Origin of the sequence: Actinomadura sp. NPDC047616, assembly GCF_040642915.1 — a bacterium.
Lineage (GTDB): Bacteria > Actinomycetota > Actinomycetes > Streptosporangiales > Streptosporangiaceae > Spirillospora > Spirillospora miaoliensis.
In genome coordinates, this window is sequence record NZ_JBEYTB010000020.1 from 51,423 (window position 1) to 69,536 (window position 18,114).

Annotated in this window: 22 protein-coding genes; 7 read left to right on the plus strand and 15 right to left on the minus strand. The window is 70.6% G+C overall.

Annotated elements, in window-relative coordinates; all coding sequences use genetic code 11:
• Positions 1-14: 14 nt before the first annotated feature.
• The 3 genes from ABZ801_RS35645 to ABZ801_RS35655 are packed head-to-tail and all read right to left on the minus strand — an operon-like array spanning position 15 to position 3,096.
• Positions 15-842 (minus strand): carbohydrate ABC transporter permease, encoded by an 828-nt coding sequence (locus ABZ801_RS35645; RefSeq protein ID WP_360706728.1) that lies wholly within the window; start codon positions 840-842, stop codon positions 15-17.
• On the minus strand, positions 839-1,801 hold the full coding sequence (locus ABZ801_RS35650) for a sugar ABC transporter permease (RefSeq protein WP_360706731.1): 963 nt from the start codon (positions 1,799-1,801) through the stop codon (positions 839-841). Before ABZ801_RS35650 ends, ABZ801_RS35645 begins: the two co-directional genes overlap by 4 nt.
• Entirely contained in the window at positions 1,795-3,096 is a 1,302-nt protein-coding gene (locus ABZ801_RS35655) for an extracellular solute-binding protein (protein WP_360706733.1), read from the minus strand. The genes ABZ801_RS35650 and ABZ801_RS35655 overlap by 7 nt, the downstream gene beginning before the upstream one ends.
• A gap of 222 nt (positions 3,097-3,318) precedes the next feature.
• Here ABZ801_RS35655 and ABZ801_RS35660 point away from each other — a divergent pair, with 222 nt between their 5' ends.
• On the plus strand, positions 3,319-4,377 hold the full coding sequence (locus tag ABZ801_RS35660; RefSeq protein ID WP_360706736.1) for a LacI family DNA-binding transcriptional regulator: 1,059 nt from the start codon (positions 3,319-3,321) through the stop codon (positions 4,375-4,377).
• A 62-nt stretch (positions 4,378-4,439) separates the two neighbouring features.
• Here the strand turns inward: ABZ801_RS35660 and ABZ801_RS35665 are convergent, their stop codons facing one another.
• Positions 4,440-5,318: a helix-turn-helix transcriptional regulator gene (locus ABZ801_RS35665; RefSeq protein ID WP_360706739.1), complete on the minus strand. Its 879-nt coding sequence runs from the start codon at positions 5,316-5,318 to the stop codon at positions 4,440-4,442.
• 135 nt (positions 5,319-5,453) lie between these two features.
• Between ABZ801_RS35665 and ABZ801_RS35670 the strand changes: the two genes are divergently transcribed.
• Positions 5,454-6,476 carry a zinc-dependent alcohol dehydrogenase family protein gene (locus ABZ801_RS35670; RefSeq protein ID WP_360706742.1) on the plus strand — a complete coding sequence of 341 codons (1,023 nt, stop codon included), beginning with the start codon at positions 5,454-5,456 and terminating at the stop codon, positions 6,474-6,476.
• 31 nt (positions 6,477-6,507) lie between these two features.
• Here the strand turns inward: ABZ801_RS35670 and ABZ801_RS35675 are convergent, their stop codons facing one another.
• Positions 6,508-7,185: a TetR/AcrR family transcriptional regulator gene (locus ABZ801_RS35675; protein ID WP_360706744.1), complete on the minus strand. Its 678-nt coding sequence runs from the start codon at positions 7,183-7,185 to the stop codon at positions 6,508-6,510.
• A gap of 230 nt (positions 7,186-7,415) precedes the next feature.
• Between ABZ801_RS35675 and ABZ801_RS35680 the strand changes: the two genes are divergently transcribed.
• Positions 7,416-7,823, plus strand: a complete 408-nt coding sequence (locus ABZ801_RS35680; RefSeq protein ID WP_360706747.1) for a hypothetical protein — start codon at positions 7,416-7,418, stop codon at positions 7,821-7,823.
• Positions 7,805-8,287, plus strand: a complete 483-nt coding sequence (locus ABZ801_RS35685) for an acyl-CoA dehydrogenase family protein (RefSeq protein WP_360706750.1) — start codon at positions 7,805-7,807, stop codon at positions 8,285-8,287. The genes ABZ801_RS35680 and ABZ801_RS35685 overlap by 19 nt, the downstream gene beginning before the upstream one ends.
• Here the strand turns inward: ABZ801_RS35685 and map are convergent.
• The gene (gene map, locus ABZ801_RS35690) at positions 8,259-9,041 is read right to left on the minus strand and encodes a type I methionyl aminopeptidase (RefSeq protein ID WP_360706752.1); all 783 of its coding nucleotides are present in this window, start codon (positions 9,039-9,041) and stop codon (positions 8,259-8,261) included. The two genes, ABZ801_RS35685 and map, sit on opposite strands and share 29 nt — an antisense overlap.
• A 65-nt stretch (positions 9,042-9,106) precedes the next feature.
• Here map and ABZ801_RS35695 point away from each other — a divergent pair, with 65 nt between their 5' ends.
• The gene (locus ABZ801_RS35695; RefSeq protein ID WP_360706755.1) at positions 9,107-9,409 is read left to right on the plus strand and encodes a helix-turn-helix transcriptional regulator; all 303 of its coding nucleotides are present in this window, start codon (positions 9,107-9,109) and stop codon (positions 9,407-9,409) included.
• 475 nt (positions 9,410-9,884) lie between these two features.
• Here ABZ801_RS35695 and ABZ801_RS35700 read toward each other — a convergent pair whose 3' ends face one another.
• The 7 genes from ABZ801_RS35700 to ABZ801_RS35730 form a co-directional block, all read right to left on the minus strand.
• The gene (locus tag ABZ801_RS35700) at positions 9,885-10,478 is read right to left on the minus strand and encodes a TetR/AcrR family transcriptional regulator (protein WP_360706758.1); all 594 of its coding nucleotides are present in this window, start codon (positions 10,476-10,478) and stop codon (positions 9,885-9,887) included.
• 9 nt (positions 10,479-10,487) lie between these two features.
• The gene (locus ABZ801_RS35705) at positions 10,488-10,925 is read right to left on the minus strand and encodes a LysR substrate-binding domain-containing protein (protein ID WP_360707012.1); all 438 of its coding nucleotides are present in this window, start codon (positions 10,923-10,925) and stop codon (positions 10,488-10,490) included.
• A 262-nt stretch (positions 10,926-11,187) separates the two neighbouring features.
• Positions 11,188-11,343 carry a hypothetical protein gene (locus ABZ801_RS35710; RefSeq protein WP_360706761.1) on the minus strand — a complete coding sequence of 52 codons (156 nt, stop codon included), beginning with the start codon at positions 11,341-11,343 and terminating at the stop codon, positions 11,188-11,190.
• Between the two features lie 246 nt (positions 11,344-11,589).
• Entirely contained in the window at positions 11,590-13,197 is a 1,608-nt protein-coding gene (locus ABZ801_RS35715; RefSeq protein WP_360706764.1) for a long-chain fatty acid--CoA ligase, read from the minus strand.
• 88 nt (positions 13,198-13,285) lie between these two features.
• Positions 13,286-13,741: a MaoC family dehydratase gene (locus ABZ801_RS35720; RefSeq protein WP_360706767.1), complete on the minus strand. Its 456-nt coding sequence runs from the start codon at positions 13,739-13,741 to the stop codon at positions 13,286-13,288.
• Between the two features lie 11 nt (positions 13,742-13,752).
• Positions 13,753-14,640, minus strand: a complete 888-nt coding sequence (locus ABZ801_RS35725; protein ID WP_360706770.1) for an amidohydrolase family protein — start codon at positions 14,638-14,640, stop codon at positions 13,753-13,755.
• Positions 14,637-15,554: an SDR family NAD(P)-dependent oxidoreductase gene (locus ABZ801_RS35730; protein ID WP_360706772.1), complete on the minus strand. Its 918-nt coding sequence runs from the start codon at positions 15,552-15,554 to the stop codon at positions 14,637-14,639. Before ABZ801_RS35730 ends, ABZ801_RS35725 begins: the two co-directional genes overlap by 4 nt.
• Positions 15,555-15,719: 165 nt before the next feature.
• Here ABZ801_RS35730 and ABZ801_RS35735 point away from each other — a divergent pair, with 165 nt between their 5' ends.
• On the plus strand, positions 15,720-16,178 hold the full coding sequence (locus ABZ801_RS35735; protein ID WP_360706775.1) for a MarR family transcriptional regulator: 459 nt from the start codon (positions 15,720-15,722) through the stop codon (positions 16,176-16,178).
• A 3-nt stretch (positions 16,179-16,181) separates the two neighbouring features.
• Here the strand turns inward: ABZ801_RS35735 and ABZ801_RS35740 are convergent, their stop codons facing one another.
• Complete coding sequence (locus ABZ801_RS35740) at positions 16,182-16,529, minus strand: cytochrome P450 (RefSeq protein WP_360706777.1); 348 nt, start codon at positions 16,527-16,529, stop codon at positions 16,182-16,184.
• Between the two features lie 108 nt (positions 16,530-16,637).
• Between ABZ801_RS35740 and ABZ801_RS35745 the strand changes: the two genes are divergently transcribed.
• Positions 16,638-16,991: a hypothetical protein gene (locus ABZ801_RS35745; protein WP_360706780.1), complete on the plus strand. Its 354-nt coding sequence runs from the start codon at positions 16,638-16,640 to the stop codon at positions 16,989-16,991.
• Between the two features lie 409 nt (positions 16,992-17,400).
• Here the strand turns inward: ABZ801_RS35745 and ABZ801_RS35750 are convergent, their stop codons facing one another.
• Positions 17,401-18,111: an ABC transporter permease subunit gene (locus ABZ801_RS35750; protein WP_360706783.1), complete on the minus strand. Its 711-nt coding sequence runs from the start codon at positions 18,109-18,111 to the stop codon at positions 17,401-17,403.
• Between the last annotated feature and the right edge of the window lie 3 nt (positions 18,112-18,114).

Here is an 18,114-nt window from a genome sequence, read left to right on the forward strand (position 1 = left end):
GGCCCGTGCCGGGGTCAGCCCTTGACGGCGCCGGAGGTCATACCGGCGACGATCTTGCGATCGAAGAAGACGAAGGCCAGCAGCGGCGGAATGGTGATCAGGACGATGTCCATGAACAGCAGGTTCCACTGCGTGCCGTACTGGCTCTGGAAGTTGTAGAGCGTGACCTGCACGGTGGCGTAGTCGTCGCCGGGCAGGAAGTACAGCGGGTTGACGAAGTCGTTGAAGACGGCCACGGAGCTGGTGAGGATCACGGTGACGGTGACCGGCCGCAGCAGCGGGAAGACCACCTGGAGGAACAGCCGCAGCCCGCCGCAGCCGTCGATCATGGCGGCCTCGTCCAGTTCCCGCGGGATCGTCGCGATGAACGCGCGGAACAGCAGCACCGCGTACGGCAGGCCGTAGGCGATCTCGACCAGGACCAGCCCGGGCAGGGTCTTGAACAGCCCCAGCTTCTGCAGCAGCCAGATGGTGGGCACGACCGCGGGCGGGATGATCAGCCCGGCCAGCACCAGGGCGTTCGCGAGCGCGCCGAGCCTGCCGGGGCGGCGCTGCAGAACGAACGCGGCCATCGCCCCGAACACCACGATCAGCGTGACCGACGCGACGGTGACGATCGTGCTGTTGACGTAGGCGCGCAGCAGCACGTGGTCGCGGGCCCGCACCACCTCGGTGACGTTCTGCACGATCCGCCACTCGGTGGGCCAGGAGAAGTCCAGGTCGGTGGCCTGTGCCGGGCTCTTCACCGCGGTCAGCGCCATGAACGCGAACGGGACCAGGAAGACCACGGTGGCCACGGCCAGCGCGACCGCCTCGGCGCCGAGCCTTCTGAGTGCTCTCACAGGGTCACCTGCCGCTTGCCCAGGAGGTAGGTGAGCGGGACGACGACGGCGGTCACGACGACGAACAGCAGCACGTTGCCGGCGGTGGACAGGCCGTAGAAGCCGGCCTGGTACTGCTTGTAGATGATCGAGGCGATGGTGTCGCTGGTGAAGCCGGGGCCGCCGCGCGTCATCGTCCAGATCAGGTCGAAGGAGCGCAGTCCGCCGATCAGTGACAGGACGATGACCGAGTAGGTGGCCGGCCGGCTCAGCGGCAGCGTCACGTGCCGGAAGGCCTGCCAGGCCGAGCCGCCGTCCACCGCGACCGCCTGGTAGTACTCCCGCGGAATGGACACGATCCCGGCGATGTAGATGACGGTGGCCAGGCCCACGCCCTTCCACACGTCCACCAGCGCGACCGACAGCAACGCGGTGGTGCCGTCGCCGAGCCAGTCGGGGCCGTCCACGCCGACCAGCCCCAGGGCCTGGTCGACGAGGCCGGTGTCGGGCTTGAGCAGCATGCTGAAGGTGATGCCGACCGCGACGGTGGAGACCAGCACGGGGAAGAACACCACCGAGCGCAGGAAGCCGCGCAGCCGGAGCCTGCCGGTGAGCAGCACGGCGAGGGCCATGCCGAGGACGACCTTCAGGCCGCTGGTGACGACGGCGTAGACGAGGGTGTTCCGGAACCCGATGCGCAGGTTCTGCTCGGCCAGGAAATCGCGGAAGTTGTCCAGCCCGACGAAGGTGCTGTCGAACAGCGTCCACCGGGTCAGTGCGAAGTAGAACGCCGTCACCGTCGGCACCAGGAAGATCACCAGGTGGACGGCGGCCGCGGGCAGATAGAGCGCGTAGGGGTAGGCGGCGCGTCGCTTGGCCAGGGAGGCCGGGGTCGTGCGGGTGCGGCGCCGCTTTCCGGACGGGCCGGGCCGCGTGCGGGGGCCGGCGTCCTGGTCGGTGACCACGGCTCCCGTCACCACCCGGGGAGCCCGAGCTGCTTGGCCTGCTTCTCCACGTCCCTGTCGTACTGCGCGGCGCCCTGGGCGGGCGGTGTCAGCCCGGACCCCACGGCCACCGTGATCTGTTCCAGGGACGGGCCCTTGACCGGGGACAGGAACTCCAGCGCCGGGGTGGCCGCGCCGCGGTAGAGGTACGCCTGCAGATCCTTGGCGACCTGGGGGGCGTCGTCGGGCAGTTCGGCGCCTTCCACGCGGTACGGCCCCGACGGCGGCACGGCCTTGCTGACGGCCTCCGCGGCGGGTGGCGAGGCGACGAAGGCCAGGAACTTCTTCGCCTCGGCCAGGTGCTCGGTGGACTTGGCGATGTAGACGGCGGGCGGTTCCCAGACGGTGGCGCCGTGCCGTGCCGGGTCGTCGCCGGGGATCCCGAAGAAACCGATGTCGGTGGCCGCCTGCGGGTGGGCGGCCAGCAGCGGCGGCAGCGTCAGGCCGAGCATCGCGTAGTGCGCGCCCCTGCCTTCGATCAGCATCTTCAGGCCCTGGCCGTTGGTGGCCGAGCCGAAGCCCTTGTTGAGGTGGCCCTCGGCGTGCACCTGGGCCAGGTGGTGGAACCCGGCGGACGCGGCCGGGGTGGTGGCGAACCGCGCCCTGCCGGCGGTGTAGTCGCGGGCGAAGGACGGCACGGCGGCCTGGACGTTGTGGTAGTCGCCCAGCACGAGCAGCTGCGACGTCCAGGTGTCCTTGAAGGTGGCGATCAGCGGGGTGGTCCCGGCCGCCTTGATCTTGTCGTTGTTGGCCATGAACTCGGCCCACGTCCTGGGGACCTTCAGGCCGAGCCGTTCGTAGACCTTGCGGTTGTAGAGGATGCCGCCGCCCGTGGCCGCGGTGGCGGGGACGCCGTAGGCCCTGCCGCCGACCGACACGACCGGCAGGTAGTCCTTCTTGACCTTGCTCAGGACGGGGTCGCCGGTGAGGTCGACCAGGGTCCTGCCGGGGTGCAGCGCCCGCAGCAGCGAGCCGGAGTTGTACCAGAACACGTCGGTCATGTCGCCGGTCGACAGCCGCGTCTTGACGACGTTGTCCCCCTCGCCGCCGCCCGGGACCACCTCCGTCTTGATCTTGATCTGGGGCTCCGCCCTCATGAAGGCGCCGGCGAGCGCCTTGGCCGCGTCCACCGTCGACTTGTCGCTGCCCACCAGGAACGACAGCGTGACGGTGCCGTCCGCGGAGGTGCCCGAACCCGAGGCGCAGGAGGTCAGCGCCGCCATCGCCAGGCCCGCCAGGGCGGCCCCGAGCATGCGGAGAGAGGTGTTCACGGCACCCTCCGAGGGAGTTAAAACGTTTTAATGACCACCCCGATGCGCTTAACGTAGGCGTAACCCGAAGGCCCGTCAAGAGGTCGTTTGAGCATCGATCCTCAGGTACTCGCCCAGGTGGAACGGCCTGGCGGTAAGTTTTCCGCGCGAGAATGGGTAACGTTACCCATGCCCGGCGACCTGCGGCCCGTACAATCGGAGCGCGTCCGGGAAAGGAGATCGATGGCCACTGGTGACCGGCGGCGACGGGTGACGATCGCCGACGTGGCCAGCCACGCCCAGGTCTCCACCACCGCCGTTTCGAAGGTGATCCGCAACGCCTACGGGGTGAGCCCGGCCATGCGGGACCGCGTCCAGGCGGCCATCGCGGAACTCGGCTACCGCCCGCACGCCGCCGCCCGTGCCCTGCGCGGACGCACTTTCACCATCGGCGTCATGCTCCCGGACATCAGGAGCCCGTTCTTCGCCGAACTCCTCGACGGCCTCACCGAGCACCTGGCCGACACCGACTACCAGGCGATCATGATTCAGGGGGGCCTCACCCAGCGGTCCGAGGAACGGGCGATCAACGCCCTGGTCGACCGGCCGGTGGACGGCATCCTCATGGTCGCCCCGCTCGCCGCCAGGACACGGCTGGAGCGGGTCGCGGCCGACATCCCCACCGTGGTGCTCGGACGGCACGAGCGGTCGGCCGCCTACGACACGGTCTGCGACGACGACGACACGGGCGCCCGGCTGGCCGTGGAGCACCTGATCTCCCTCGGGCACCGCAGGATCGCGCACATCGCGCACCGGGACAACAGCCGCGCGCGGCCCGCGGACCTGCTGCACGTGATCCGGGCCGAGACCTACGACCGGGTGATGCGCGAGCACGGCCTCGCCGACGAGATCGCCGTCGTGACGACGTCCTACAGCGCGGACGGCGGTTACCAGGGCGCCCGCGAGCTGCTCGGCCGGGATCCGCGTCCGACCGCGATCTTCGCGGGAGCCGACCAGGCCGCCGTCGGCGCCCTCGCCGCCGCCCACGAGGCGGGCCTCGCCGTCCCCGCCGACCTCTCGGTCGTCGGATACGACAACATCCAGCTCGCGGCCCTGCCCAACATCGCGCTGACCACCGTCGACCAGGACGGAGCCGTCATGGGCCGCACCGCCGCCCGGCTCCTGCTCGAACGGATCGAGGGCCGCACCTCGGCACTGCGCTTCTCGGTGACCCCGAGCCTGATCGTCCGCCGCTCCACCGCCGCCCCGCCCCCGGAATCGGCGCCGCCCCAGACCACATGAGCCGACGTGGCCCGCGGGGTGGTCCGGCCGCCTGAGAGCGCGTCGGCGGGCCGGCCACTGCGTCACAGCCGATGATCAGTGCGGGTCCGGGGCGGCGTTCGGGAGGTGGTGGCCCAGCTGGCGAGCAGGCGGAGTTTGTCCTCGGACTCGCTGCCGGGCTCGGTGCCGTAGGCGACCAGGGTGAGTCCGTCGGCGGGCAGGTCGAGGGATTCGTAGGTGAGGTGGAGGTCGCCGACGACGGGGTGGTGGAAGGGCTTGGTGCCGATGTGGTGCTGGCGGACGTCGTGGCGGGCCCAGCGGGCGCGGAAGTCGTCGCTGCGGGTGGACAGCTCGCCGATGAGGTCGGTGAGGTCCTTGTCGTAGGGGTCGCGGCCGGCCTGGGCGTGCAGGAGGGCGACGGTGTCGTCGGCGGCGCGGTCCCAGTCGCCCCAGAACTGATGGGAACCGGGGTCGAGGAAGATGTACCGGGCGTGGTTGGGCGTGGCGCCGCGGGCCGCGTCGATCATGGGGGCGTACAGGGCCCGGCCGAGGGCGTTGGTGGCCAGGATGTCGCCGCGTCCGTTCATGACGAACGCGGGCGCGTCGGTCATGGCGTCCAGCATCCGCTGCACCGTGGGCCGTACCCGCTGTGGGGCGGAGCGGCGCCGGCGGCGCTGTCCGGGGCCGGCGGTGCGGGCCAGGTCCTCCAGGTGGGTGCGTTCCTCATCGTTGAGCCGCAGGGCGCGGGCCAGGGCGTCCAGGACGCTGTCGGAGACTCCGGACAGGTCGCCGCGTTCCAGGCGGGAGTAGTACTCCACGCTGATCCCGGCCAGCTGGGCGACCTCGGCACGGCGCAGGCCGGGCACCCGGCGGGTGCCGTAGGAGGGCAGCCCGGCCTGCTGCGGGCTGATCCTGGCCCGGCGGGAGGTCAGGAACTCGCGGATTTGGCTGCGGTGGTCCACTCTTGCCAGGCTAGGCGGCCTTCCTGTGGGAAGGGGTGCCCTGCCAGTACACCCTTCGCCAGTGCCTTCCCGCCGGGCCGGCCGGCGTCTTGGATGGCAGTGGCCCCAGAGAGACCAACGGGAAGAAGGACCATCATGCGCGCCACTGTTCTGCACGCTCCGGGGGACGTGCGGGTCGAGGAGATCGACGACCCGCGGATCATCGAGCCGACCGACGCGGTCATCCGGCTGACGGCGGCCTGTGTGTGCGGTTCGGACCTGTGGCCCTACCGCGGTGCCGAGCCCGTCGACGGGCCGATGCCGATGGGGCACGAGTACGTGGGCGTGGTGGAGGAGGTCGGCGGCGAGGTCGCGACCGTCAAGCCGGGCCAGTTCGTGGTGGGCTCGTTCGTGGCCTCGGACGGTACGTGCGAGATCTGCCGGTCGGGCTACCCGTCCTCCTGTGTGCACCGGGTGTTCATGTCGCAGGTCGGCACCCAGTCCGAGCGCGCCCGGATTCCCTGGGCCGACGGCACGCTGGTGGCCACCCCCGGTGTTCCCGATTCCGATCTGATCCCCAGTTTGCTGGCGGCCTCCGATGTGCTGGGCACCGGCTGGTTCGGTGCGGTGGCCGCCCAGGCGGGCCCCGGCAGGACGGTCGCGGTCGTCGGTGACGGCGCGGTCGGCCTGCTGGGAGTGCTGGCCGCCCGCCGGCTGGGCGCCGAGCGGGTCGTGATCTTCAGCCGGCACGAGACGCGGCAGAGGCTGGCCCGCGAGTTCGGCGCGACCGACATCGTCACCGAGCGCGGCGACGAGGGCGTGGCCGCGCTCAAGGAACTGACCGGTGGGCTGGGCGCGCACTCGGTCATCGAGGCGGTCGGCACCCAGCAGTCGATGCAGCAGGCCATCCGCTCCACCCGCCCGGGCGGCCACATAGGTTTCGTGGGAGTCAGCCACGACGTCTCCCTCAACGGCCAGGAGCTGTTCTTCTCCCAGGTTCACCTGCACGGCGGCCCCGCCCCGGTGCGCCGGTTCCTGCCCGAGCTGATCGACCTGATCTGGCAGCGGAAGATCGATCCCGGCAGGGTCTTCGACCTCACCCTCCCGTTGGACCAGGCCGCCGAGGCCTACAGGGCCATGGACGAACGCCGCGCCATCAAGGCGCTCCTGACTCCCTGACCCCCGGCCGAAAAGAGAACTGCTTCGCGGATTACGGCTTGGCGAAGCCAGTGGAGCAGAAGTCCCAGATCTCGTCGGCGGTGATGGGATGCGCGGTCCCGTCCTCGGGAGCACCGCTGGACTGGGCGGTGAACATCACCGTCTGCATCGTCAGCGCGGCGGCGCGTCGCGGCGTGGTGCCCGAGCGCAGTTTCCCGGCGGCCTCGACATGGGTCATCAGCTCGGTGAACAGCGCCAGCAGCGGCGCGTGCGCGACCTTCACCTCGGCGGGGTGGGAGACCAGCAGCGGCGGCGCGAAGTCGGTGAACAGCGGGCGCTGCGCGGCCGGGTCGGGGCGGCACAGTTCGAACAGCGACTGGACGGCGACCTTGAGCCGTTCCACCGGGTCGGACGCGCCGGACGCGGCGGCGCGCAACTGGTCGGCCGTGCGGCGCAGGGCGTCCTCGAACAGCGCAAGCAGCAGTTCGTGCTTGCCGTCGAAGTGCTGGTAGAAGCTGCGCAGCGACTGGCGGGACCGGTCGACGACCTCCTGCACGGTGAAGTCGGTGGTGCCCTTCTCCGTGATGATCGCCTGCGCCGCGTCCAGGAACCGCTCCACCCGCTGCTCGGCGCGCAGCTTGGCGGCCCTGGTGGAGCGCTCGACCGCGCGCTGCTTCCAGGCCGGCTCCTCGCTGGGGGCGGCCACGGTCGGATCGGTCTCGTGCGCCATGTGTAGAACCTTACTGCACGTCAGTGGTAGTCCACCGTACCGCGATGTGCATGCGACGAACGGATTTGAGATCCGCACTCACATCTCACAAGAACCCAGCTTCCGAAAGTGACCCTAGTCACCCGGGTGTTCGCCGAGTACATCGCCTCGCTCTCCCAGCAGCCTGCGCCGTCCCCCGACGCCGACCCGGACACGCCCTGAGGCATCGGCTGGTCGCGATCGCGCCGACCATGGCGGAGGTGGTGCGGTACGCGGGAGGCCGGCTTTTCGACCGGGGGATGGCCGGGTGGGAGGTCACCGTCCTCACCGCGGCCCGCCCCGGCTGCCGGGCGGCGCGCATTCTCGGCGCCCGCGTCGTCGAGCTGGAGGCGGCGCCGGCCCGTCCGGTGCGCGGGCCGCGGCCGCGGACACTCGCGGTGTGCACGGGCCTGTACGCCACGGACGAGCGGATCCGCGACAGGCTGCTGGAGACCATGGCGACCGGCCGCCTGGCGGAGGTACGACTGTTCGGCGACCGGTGTCCGGAGGATCTCGACGGCGGCGGCGACCCGGTGCCGCACCGGCTGAGCGCGGCGGTGCGCACGTTCAAGGCCCACGCCGTCGCGGCGGCGTCCGCTCGATGTTCGTGGTCGACCTGACCGGGGGCGAGGTGGAGATGCGGGCGATCCCGAAGATGGGCCGCAACGCGGTCTCGTCCTACGAGCTGTTCATGGACGACTTCCGCGTCCCTAGGTCGGCGCTGGTCGGGGAGGAGGGCAGCGGGTTCAAGTACCTGCTGGACGGCATCAATCCCGAGCGGATCCTGCTCGCGCACGAGTCGCTGGGCATCGGCCGCGCGGCGCTGCGCCGGGCGGTGCGGTACGCGGGGGAGCGGGTCGTGTTCAACCAACCGATCGGCCAGAACCAGGGCATCGCGTGCCCCCTCGCCGAGGCGTCGATGCGCCTGGACGCGGGGCCCCTACCGTTCCACGTCGGCGGCGAGCAGCGCGGGCCTGGCACCCGGCGCCGCGGTGCCCTCCGCCCTGGACACCGACCCTCCGGCCGGCCCCGGCACCTGAGCCGCGCCCGCCTCCTCACGGGTGCGTCTGCCTCGGCAAGGTGAGGATTTCGGCTCCGTCGTCGGTGATGGCGATCGTGTGCTCGCTGTGGGCCGTCCGGCAGCCTGTCGCGCTGCGGAGCGTCCACCCGTCGGCATCGGTGACGAGCTCGGCGGTGTCCGCCATGACCCACGGCTCCAGGGCGAGCAGCAGCCCAGGGCGCAGTTTGTACCCACGGCCGGGCCGTCCGGTGTTCGAGACGTGCGGGTCCTGGTGCATCGTCGATCCGATGCCATGACCTCCGAACTCGGTGTTGATCGGATAGCCCGCCTCACTGAGGACCGAGCCGATGGCATGGGAGATGTCACCGATGCGGGCCCCGGGGCGGGCGGCGGCTATCCCCGCGCGCAACGCGCGTTCGGTCGCGCTGATCAGCGCGACGCTCTCCGGAGGCTTGGATTCGCCCACGATGAAACTGATGGCGGCGTCCGCGGCGACTCCACCTTTGGAGACGGCGAGGTCGAGGGTCAGCAGATCCCCGTCGGCGAGCGTGTAGTCGTACGGCCGTCCGTGGAGCACGGCGTCGTTGACGGCCGTGCAGATGTAGTGGCCGAACGGCCCGCGTCCGAAGGACGGCTCATAGTCGACGTAGCAGGACTGCGCTCCGGCCTCGACGATCATGGTCTTCGTCCACCGGTCGATGTCCAGGAGGTTCGTGCCGATCGTGCTACGGCTCTTCAGCGTCTGCAGAATGTCGGCGACCAGGGCGCCCGTGTCCCTTGCCTGAGCCAGCTGGGCGGGGCTCAAAATCTCGATCATGCGGCGCCCTCTCATGCAACCAATAACTATACCGGCCATACTATACCGGTACTAGAATCGGAATCATGGTCAGGTTGCCGCTCACTCCCGCAGAGGTCGAACGCGGACAGCGCCTCGGCGCCCTGCTACGCCGGGCCAGGGGAGAGCGCTCGATGCTCGAGACCGCGCTCGACGCACGTGTCTCGCCGGAGACCCTCCGGAAGATCGAGTCCGGCCGCGTGGCCACCCCTGCCTTCCCGACCATCGCGGCGATCGCCGAAGTCCTCGGCCTCTCCCTCGACGCGGTGTGGGCCGAGATCAACCAGCCCGAACGTGGTGGTGAACCGGCCGGCTCCGGTCACCGCACACGTCAGCGGACGGCCTCGTGAGCCTCAGTCCCACGGGTGCGTTGGAAGCGCCGGCGAGACACGAGGCGTGGGCGCGGCTCCAAGCAATGTCCCCGGTCACTGCGGCTTAGCCGAGGAGGCGGCGGGGGCAGGGGCGCCGCTCTGGAGACCGGGCGGCCGCCGTGTCCTTTGCCGTGTCCGTACCGTTGACGGCGCCGGGGGCTTGACGTCCCGCCAGGTGGCCCTGTGGTGCGGATGTGGTCGAACGCCGCTGGAAAACGGCGACGGGGGTCGCGCCCGGCCCGGTGCTCCTGGGGGCTCGGCCTGTTGTCACTGGTTTGTGTCGGTGCCGCTCGCTGGTCAACTGGGCTTGCCCAGGAACGAGCTGCGTGTGCGTGTTGGGGGCGTGGCCGGTTCGGTGGCAGGGGGAGTGGGGCGTCGACTTCGGTGGGGTGTGGGTGGCGGGGGTGGCCGGTGATCTGCTGCAGGTGTGATCTCGCCAGGGGCGGCACTGAGTTCACTGATCGGAGGTCATCATTCCTTCGAGCATCAAATGGAGATGAGTTCGAAAGTCGCTCACCACCTTCGGATGGTCCGTGCGAAGCATCCCGCGACGCCGGGCGAGCACTCCGGAGCCGAGAAAGCCGTGCACGGTCCACACCATCATGCCCAGCATGTAATAGACGTTGACGCGGTCCGGGACCGCGTCCCGGGTCTTCTGTGCGACCATCCGGAACAACAGCCGAGGATAACGATCCTCCAGGTCCACGATATCGGCCGCGTCGGCCACCCAGCGGTGCGCCCACAGCGCTCTGATGTAGGGATGGCTGACGTGGAAGTCAAGATAAGCGTCGGCGATGTGATGCACGCACTCACGGCCTGGTGGACAGCTGTCCGCCGCCGTTTTCAGGGCCGCCCACTCGGCCTCGAAGGCGCGCTGCATCACTGTCAGGTACAGTTGCCGCTTGTTTCCGGCCACGTCGGTAATCGTCGAAACGGGGACGCCCAGCGCGTCGCCGATCATTCCAAGTGACGTGCCATCGTAGCCGAGTTCCGCGAACAGTCTGGTCGCCGTATCGACGATCTGATCTATTTCAATGCTATTTTTCATCCTTTCATCCTATGCAGTGCCGGGCACGGGTTTATTATAACCTTGACAAGTAGATTCATATGGATCATTTACCTGCGGACCATTCCATGAAACATCAACTGCCGTGCTCCTGAGGTGCGCATCCTCAACGGTCCGGCGGGGCGATCGGAGCGGCGCATCGGTGGGCCAGGTCGGCCGGCTTCTGGCTGTCGCGGGGGCGAGCGGATCGTCGGTGCGCAGCAGCGCGGCCAATGGGTCGGTGCGAAGCTCGCGGACGACCGGGCCGGTGTGGTCGAACGGCCCGCGGGTCAGGGCGACGTCGACCGATCCGGCGCGCAGCCCGCAGGTGGGGTCGGTCAGGTCGGTCTCGCGGACGCGCACCTCGACGCGCGGGTGCCGCGGTGGTAGGCGTCGGCCAGCCGTGCCGCGCCCGGGTCGGTGCTGTCCCCCAGGAAGCTGACGGTGCAGCCGCCGCGGTCACACGTACGCGCTTCCGCGGCCTAGGTGAGCAGGGCGCGCGCCTCGTCGAGCAGCACTGCGCCCACTGGAGTGAGGGCCGAGGACCGGTTGATCGCTGACGTGTTGTGTCGGTCGTCGGACCGTCATGAATGTCAAGGGCGGCGTCGTCGGTGCCGTCGTGGAGGTCGGTCCTGGCCGGTCCTGTGAGTCGCTGGCGCATGGGCGAAAGCGTGACGGAGGGGCATCCGGCGCAGGACTACTTTCGCGGCCATTACGCCGCGGTGCGTGAGCGCATGGAACGCAGCGTCACCGAGCGCTGGGGCGTCCGGTTGCCGAGCGGACTCCGCGCGCCGCTGCGACGGCTCTGCTCGCGCTGCTGGACGGCATACAGCAGCAATGGCTGCTCGACCCCGAGCAGAACGACCACCCGGAAATCATCCGGGACGTGCTGATGGTCCTGTTCGGCACACGACCAGCGGAATGATGCCCTGACCGACTCGGCCTCCTGCCAGCGCAGCGCCCCGTCGTGACGCCATAGCGCCGGCCGGAGCCGGGTGGGGGAGGAGCCTGGCCGAGTGGAACGACAAGCCGGTGGCCCCGCCCAGGGAGATGAACCGGTCCGAGAGCCGCCCGGACCGGGGCGCGTGGCTTTTCGTTCTGGACGGCCGTTGTGTTATCGCGTTCGTGTGTGTTGGTAGTGGCCGTTCTCCATGGCGGGGGAGGTGTGCGGTCTCTCAGGAGCGGGTGGCGTGGTGCGGGTCGTCAGGGAGGGGGTTTCCCGCAGCCGTCCCTTCTGGATTTTGTTGGAGCCGGTGCGGGGCAGTTCGGCGACGATGTCGAGATGGGCGGGGATCTTGTACTTGGCCAGCCGGCCGGTCAGGAACGCCCGTAGTCCGGCGAGGTCCAGGTCGGCGCCGGGCGTGGTGACCACGAACGCACGGCCGGTCTCTCCCCATGTCGTGTCGGGGACGCCGACGACGGCGACCTCGGCGACGGCGGGGTGTTCGAAGATGGCGGCCTCGACCTCGGCCGGGTAGACGTTCTCCCCGCCGGAGATGTACATGTCCTTGACGCGGTCGATGATGTGGAAGAACCCGTCGGAGTCCACCCGGGCGATGTCGCCGGAGTGGAACCAGCCGCCTTCGGAGAACGCCCGGTCGGTGGCGACGGGGTCGTTCCAGTAGCCGGGGGTGACGTTCGGCCCCTGGATGATGACCTCGCCCGGTTCGCCGGGGTCGGTGTCGGTCAGGTCGGGGCGGACGCAACGGACGTTGGTGAAGAACACCGGGACCCCGGCCGAGCCCGCCTTGCGCAGGCTTTCGGCGGCCTCCAGGAACGTGGCGCCGGGGGCGGTCTCGGTGAGGCCGTAGCCCTGGCAGAACGTCAGCCCGCGTTCCTGGTAGGCGTGGATCAGGGAGACGGGGACGGAGGCGCCGCCGGCCATGAGGCTGCGCACGGACGACAGGTCGGCGTCTTTCCAGCGGGGTGACCGTGCCAGCGCGGCGAACATGGTGGTCACGCCGAACATCCAGGTGACGCGGTGCCGGGCGATGAGGTCGAAACACTCGTCCACGTCCCAGGACGGCATGATGACCGAGCGTCCGCCCTTGAGGAAGGTGGGCAGCAGGCACTGGTTGAGCGCCGCCACGTGGAACAGCGGGGCGCTGACCAGCGTGACCTCGTCCCCGGCGACGTCCACGCCGATCAGCAGGTTGTAGCAGTTCCACACCAGGTTGCCGTGGGTGAGCGTTGCGCCCTTGGGACGGCCCGTCGTTCCGGAGGTGTAGAGGACGCAGGCCACGTCGTCGTGGGAGACCGGCACGTCGATGGGCGCGGGGTCGCCGGCGGCGAGCCACTGTTCGTAATCCAGTTCGCCGTCCGCCGGGCCGTCCAGCGCGACCACCGTGTCCAGCCCGGCCGCCCGTTCGCAGGCGTGCACGACGGACGCGCACTGCGGGCCGTAGACGAGCACCGCCGCGCCGCTGTGGCCCAGCATGTAGTCGATCTCCGGTGCGGCGAGCCGGAAGTTCAGCGGGACGAAGATGCCGCCGAGCAGGTGCGTGGCGAACATGGTCTCCACGAACGCCGGGTGGTTCGGCCCCAGGTAGGCCACCCGGTCGCCCTTGCCGATCCCGGCGGCGCGCAGCCGGTCGGCCAGCCGGGTCGTGCGTTCGTGCACCTGTGCGTACGTCAGCGGGCGGTCCTCGAAGACGAGGGCGGTGCGGTCGGGCGACATCATGGCCCGCCTGGCCGGCCATCCCCCGAGCCCTGCGTTCAACACGGTCCTGTCACTCCTTTGCGTGGGGGCGGCCGGCCGCGCCCGTGGGCCTCTGCCTCGCGTGGACGGCCGGCGCGCCGGCCCCCGCGTCTCAGGCGTAGTGGCGGTAGACGGTGCGGGCGACGCAGGCGGGCTTGTCGGACCCGTCGATCTCGACGGTGAAGTCGCACAGCATCTGCACCCCGTTGCCGGCCACGTCCTCCACGGAGGCGACCTTGGCGCCGAGCCGGACCCGGGACCCGACGCGCACCGGGCTGGGGAAACGGACCTTCTCCAGGCCGTAGTTGATGCTCATCGCGGTGCCCTGGATGTCGAGCAGGGCGTTGAACAGGGGGATGACGAGGGAGAGGGTCAGGTAGCCGTGGGCGATGGTGCCGCCGAACGGTCCGTCCTGGGCCTTCTCGGCGTCCACGTGGATCCACTGGTGGTCGTCGGTGGCGTCGGCGAAGGTGTTCACCCGTTCCTGGGTGATCTCCAGCCAGTCGCTGTGCCCGAGGTCCTTGCCCGTAAGGGCCTTGATCTCGTCGAGTCCGTTGACGGTGAGCATGGGGGTCTCCTTCAGTCCGTGGTCAGGCCGAGCAGCCGGGCGGCGTTGTCCTTGAGGATCTTGGGACGGACCTCGGGCTTGATCTCGAGCTTGGCGAAGTCGGCCAGCCAGCGGTCCGGGGTGATGACGGGGTAGTCCGAGCCGAACAGCACCTTGTCCTTGAGCAGGCTGTTGGCGTACCGCACCAGCTGCGGCGGGAAGTACTTGGGCGACCAGCCCGACAGATCGATGTGGACGGTGGGCTTGTGGGTGGCGACCGCCAGCGCCTCGTCCTGCCAGGGGAACGACGGGTGCGCCAGGATGATCCGCAGCTCGGGGAAGTCCACGGCGACGTCGTCGACGAGCATCGGGTTGGAGTACTTCAGCCGGATGCCGCCGCCTCCCGGCACCCCCGCTCCGATGCCGGTCTGCCCGGTGTGGAACAGCGCGATCGCGCCGAGCTCCTCGATGGCCTCGTACAGCGGGTAGGCCATGGGGTCGTCGGGGGAGAAGCCCTGGATGCTGGGGTGGAACTTGAATCCCCGCACGCCGTACCGCTCGACCAGCCGGCGGGCCTCCCGCACGCCCGCCCTGCCCTTCCAGGGGTCGACGCTGGCGAACGGGATCAGCACGTCGGGATGCTCGGCGCAGCTCTCGGCGACCTCCTCGTTGGAGATCCGCGGCCACCCGGTGGCGTGCTCGGCGTCCACGGTGAACACCACCGCCGCCATCTTCCGCTCGCGGTAGTAGGCGGCCATCTCGTCGATGGTGGGCTGCCGGTGCCCGTGCGCCTTGAAGTACTCCTCGGAGGCGCCGAACAGCGCCGGGCTCAGCGACCCGTGACCGTCCTTGGAGATCTCGGCGTGGGTGTGCACGTCGATGGCGACGAGCTCGTCGACGTTGATCGCAGGCCCGCTCACTTCCGCGCCTCCGGGACGTTGGGGGCGGGAATGCCGTAGGTCTCCGGCTCGGCGCCGACGCCCGTGTGCCACTGCTCGGCGATCGCCTCGGCGCTCCAGCCGCCGTCGGCGAACGCCACCGTCTTCTCCTTCGGGTGCGCCCACAGCGCCAGCCGGTCCCCGCCGATGCCGATCGCCTGCCCGGTGACGTCCTTGGCGGCGTCGGAGGCCAGGAACGTGATCAGCCCGGTGACGTCCTCGACCGTGCCCAGGCCCTCGTCCTTGCGCAGCCACTCCGGCAGCGGGGCGCCGGTGCGCTCGGACTCGGCGATGACCGGGGCGAACGCCGGGATGGTCTTGGTCATCTCGGTGGCCGCGACCGGCACCACGGCGTTGACGGTGATGCCCGCCCTGGCCAGCTCCATCGCCCACGTGCGGGCCATCGCGGCGATGCCCGCCTTGGCCGCCGCGTAGTTGCTCTGGCCGAAGTTGCCGCGCTGCCCGGCGGGGGAGCCGATGAGGATGATCCGCCCGCCGTCGCCCTGCTCGCGCATCCGCACCGCCGCCGCCCGGGCGCAGGTGAACGTGCCGCGCAGGTGCACCTTGACGACCGCGTCGAAGTCCTCGTCGGTCATCTTCCACAGCACCCGGTCGCGCAGGATGCCGGCGTTGGTGACCAGCACGTCCAGCCGTCCGAACGCGCGCACGGCCGTCGCGACCAGCTCCTCGGCCGCCGCCGTGTCACCGACCGCGGCCACCACGCCGGTCGCCCGGCCGCCCGCCGAGGTGATCTGCTCCACCGCGGCGTCCACCGCCTGCGCGTCCACGTCGTTGACCACCACCGCCGCGCCCGCGGCGGCCAGCGCCCGCGCGTAGGCCAGGCCGAGGCCGCGCCCGCTCCCCGTGACGATCGCGACCCTGCCGTTCAGGTCCATGGTTTCCATCCTTCTGTCACACCCAGTGCGCAATCGACAGGAATCCTGTCGATTGACAGTCTTGTATCGGACAGGTTTCCTGTCAATCGTTCACTCGTGGTCGGTGGCAGGATCCTTCTAGCGGCAGCACAGCGCACCGACCGGCGCGACCAGGGAGCACACCGAATGACGACCACTCCGGCCGACCAGGACCGCACGCCCGACGTCAAGGCGCCGCCGTCGCTGCTCTACATGGTCAAACGGCTGGAACTGGCGGTCCGCTCGGGCCTGGAGGACCTGGTGCGGCCCGCGGGCGTCACCGCGCTGCAGTACACCGCCCTGACCGTGCTGGACCGGCACGACGGCCTGTCGGCGGCCCAGCTCGCCCGCGACTCGTTCGTCACCGCCCAGTCCATGGCCGACATGGTGCGCGCGCTGGAGAGCCGCGGCCTGATCCGCCGCGAGCGCAATCCCGCCAACCGGCGCGAACTGCTCATCCACCTCACCGACGCCGGCCGGGAACTGCTGGCCGACCTCGCCGATCCGGTCCGTGACCTGGAGGAGCGCATGATCGGCGACCTCAGCCCCCGGCAGGTGGAGCAGTTCCGGCAGGCCCTGTCCAGGACGTGGCACGCCCTGTCCTGAGTGCTACCCGCCGGCGCGCGCGGTGAGGCGCAGCGGCACCGACCTGGGGCCGAACTCCAGCCAGTTGAACATCTCCACCTCGCCGTCGAGGGCCACGCGGGCCGTGGTGTCGAGCAGGGCCCGCAGCGCGGCGGCCATCTCCAGCCGGGCCATGGCCGAGCCGGGGCAGCGGTGGGCGCCCCGGCCGAACGCCAGGTGGCGGTTGGGACGCCGGTCCAGGTCCAGCCGGTGGGAGTCGGCGAAGACGGCCTCGTCCCGGTTGGCCGAGGGGAACAGCATGGTGACCGGCTCACCGGCGCGGACGGTCCGGCCGCCGAGTTCGACGTCGCGGGTGGCGGTGCGGGCGAACACCCGGTAGGGGCGTACAGCCGGAGCATCTCCTCGATGGCGTTCGGCATCAGATCCGGCCGTTCCCGCAACCGCTGCTGCAGATCCGGGTCGCGGGCCAGGTGCACGGCGGTGCTGCCGAGCACCGCGTGCGGGGCGCCGATGCCCGCGACGATGGTCTGCCGGACCGTCCCGACCACGAGGTCGTCGGGGATCGGGCGGTCCGGGTCGCGGGCGGCCTCCAGCAGGCTGGTGACCATGTCGGTGTCCGGGTCGCCGGGGTCGCGGCGGCGTTCGTCGACGATCCTGCGGGCGATGCCGTACAACTCGTCGCTGGCCGCCCTGATACGGGGCCTGTCCATGTCCTGGATGGCGAAGCTGTACTCCACCCCGATGCGGCGGATCTCCAGTACCCGCTCGACCGGCAGGTCCAGGAAGAGCGCGAAGCACTGCGCGGCGAACGGCAGCGCGAACTCCGCGGAGTAGTCGCCGCCGCCGCGTTCCAGCATCGGCCGCAGCAGTTCGTGCGCCGCCTCGGCGAAGGCGGGCGCCAGGCGGCGCACCGCGGCGCGGCTCATCACCCGGTCCAGCGGGGCCCGGTAGACCCCGTGCTCGGGCGGGTCGTAGTGCAGCGGGGGCCGGCGGGCGCTGCGCGGCACGTGCGGGACGACGTTCTGCACGGCGGTGCTGAACGTGTCGCTGTCGCGGGCGACCCGTACGACGTCCTCGTAGCGGGTCACCGCCCAGAAGCCGCCGTAGGCGTCGCTCCACGGCACCGGGCAGCGCCGCCGCAGGCCGGCGTAGACCTCGTGGGAGCTGTCGAATGTCTCCGGTAGGCGGGGATCCCAGTCGGACGGGCGTTCGGCGGTCATCGCTTCCTTCCTCGGCGGGCGGGTCACAGCAGGTGGCGGCGGGCGAGGCGGGCGAGCGCCTCGATGCCGTAGACGACGACGGCGATCGCGATGACGATGGCGCAGGTGACGTCGTAGCGCAGGGTGGCGATGGACTCCTGCATCAGGTAGCCGACGCCGCCCGCGCCGACGATGCCCAGCACGATCGACTCGCGCAGCGCCAGGTCGGCGACGAACAGGCCGTTGCCGGTGAACGACGGCACGAACTGCGGCCAGATCCCGGCGGTGAACGCCTGCGGCCGGGTGGCGCCGACCGAGGTCAGCGCCTCGTGCGGGACCGGGTCGAGCCGTTCCAGGGAGTCGGTGAAGAACTTGGCGGCCAGCGCGGTGCAGGAGATCCACAGGGCCAGGAACCCGGCGAACGGGCCGAGCCCCAGCGCCGCCACGAACAGCAGCGCGTACACCAGGTCGGGGATGCCCCGCATGACCACCACCAGGGCGCGGACCAGCGCCGACAGCGGTCGCCAGGGAGCGACACCGGTCGCGGTGAGCAGGGCCAGCACCAGGCCGCCCAGCGTGCCGACGGAGGCGGCGCCCAGCGCCATGAGCAGGCTCTCCAGCACCCCCATGAAGATCTCGCCGGAGAATGCGGGCGGCCACATCCCGGTGAGCATCGCGCGCACGTTCGGCCAGGCGCCGGCCAGCCGGTCCAGGCTGAGGTCCAGCGACCACAGCGCGACCAGGAAGACCGCCACGGC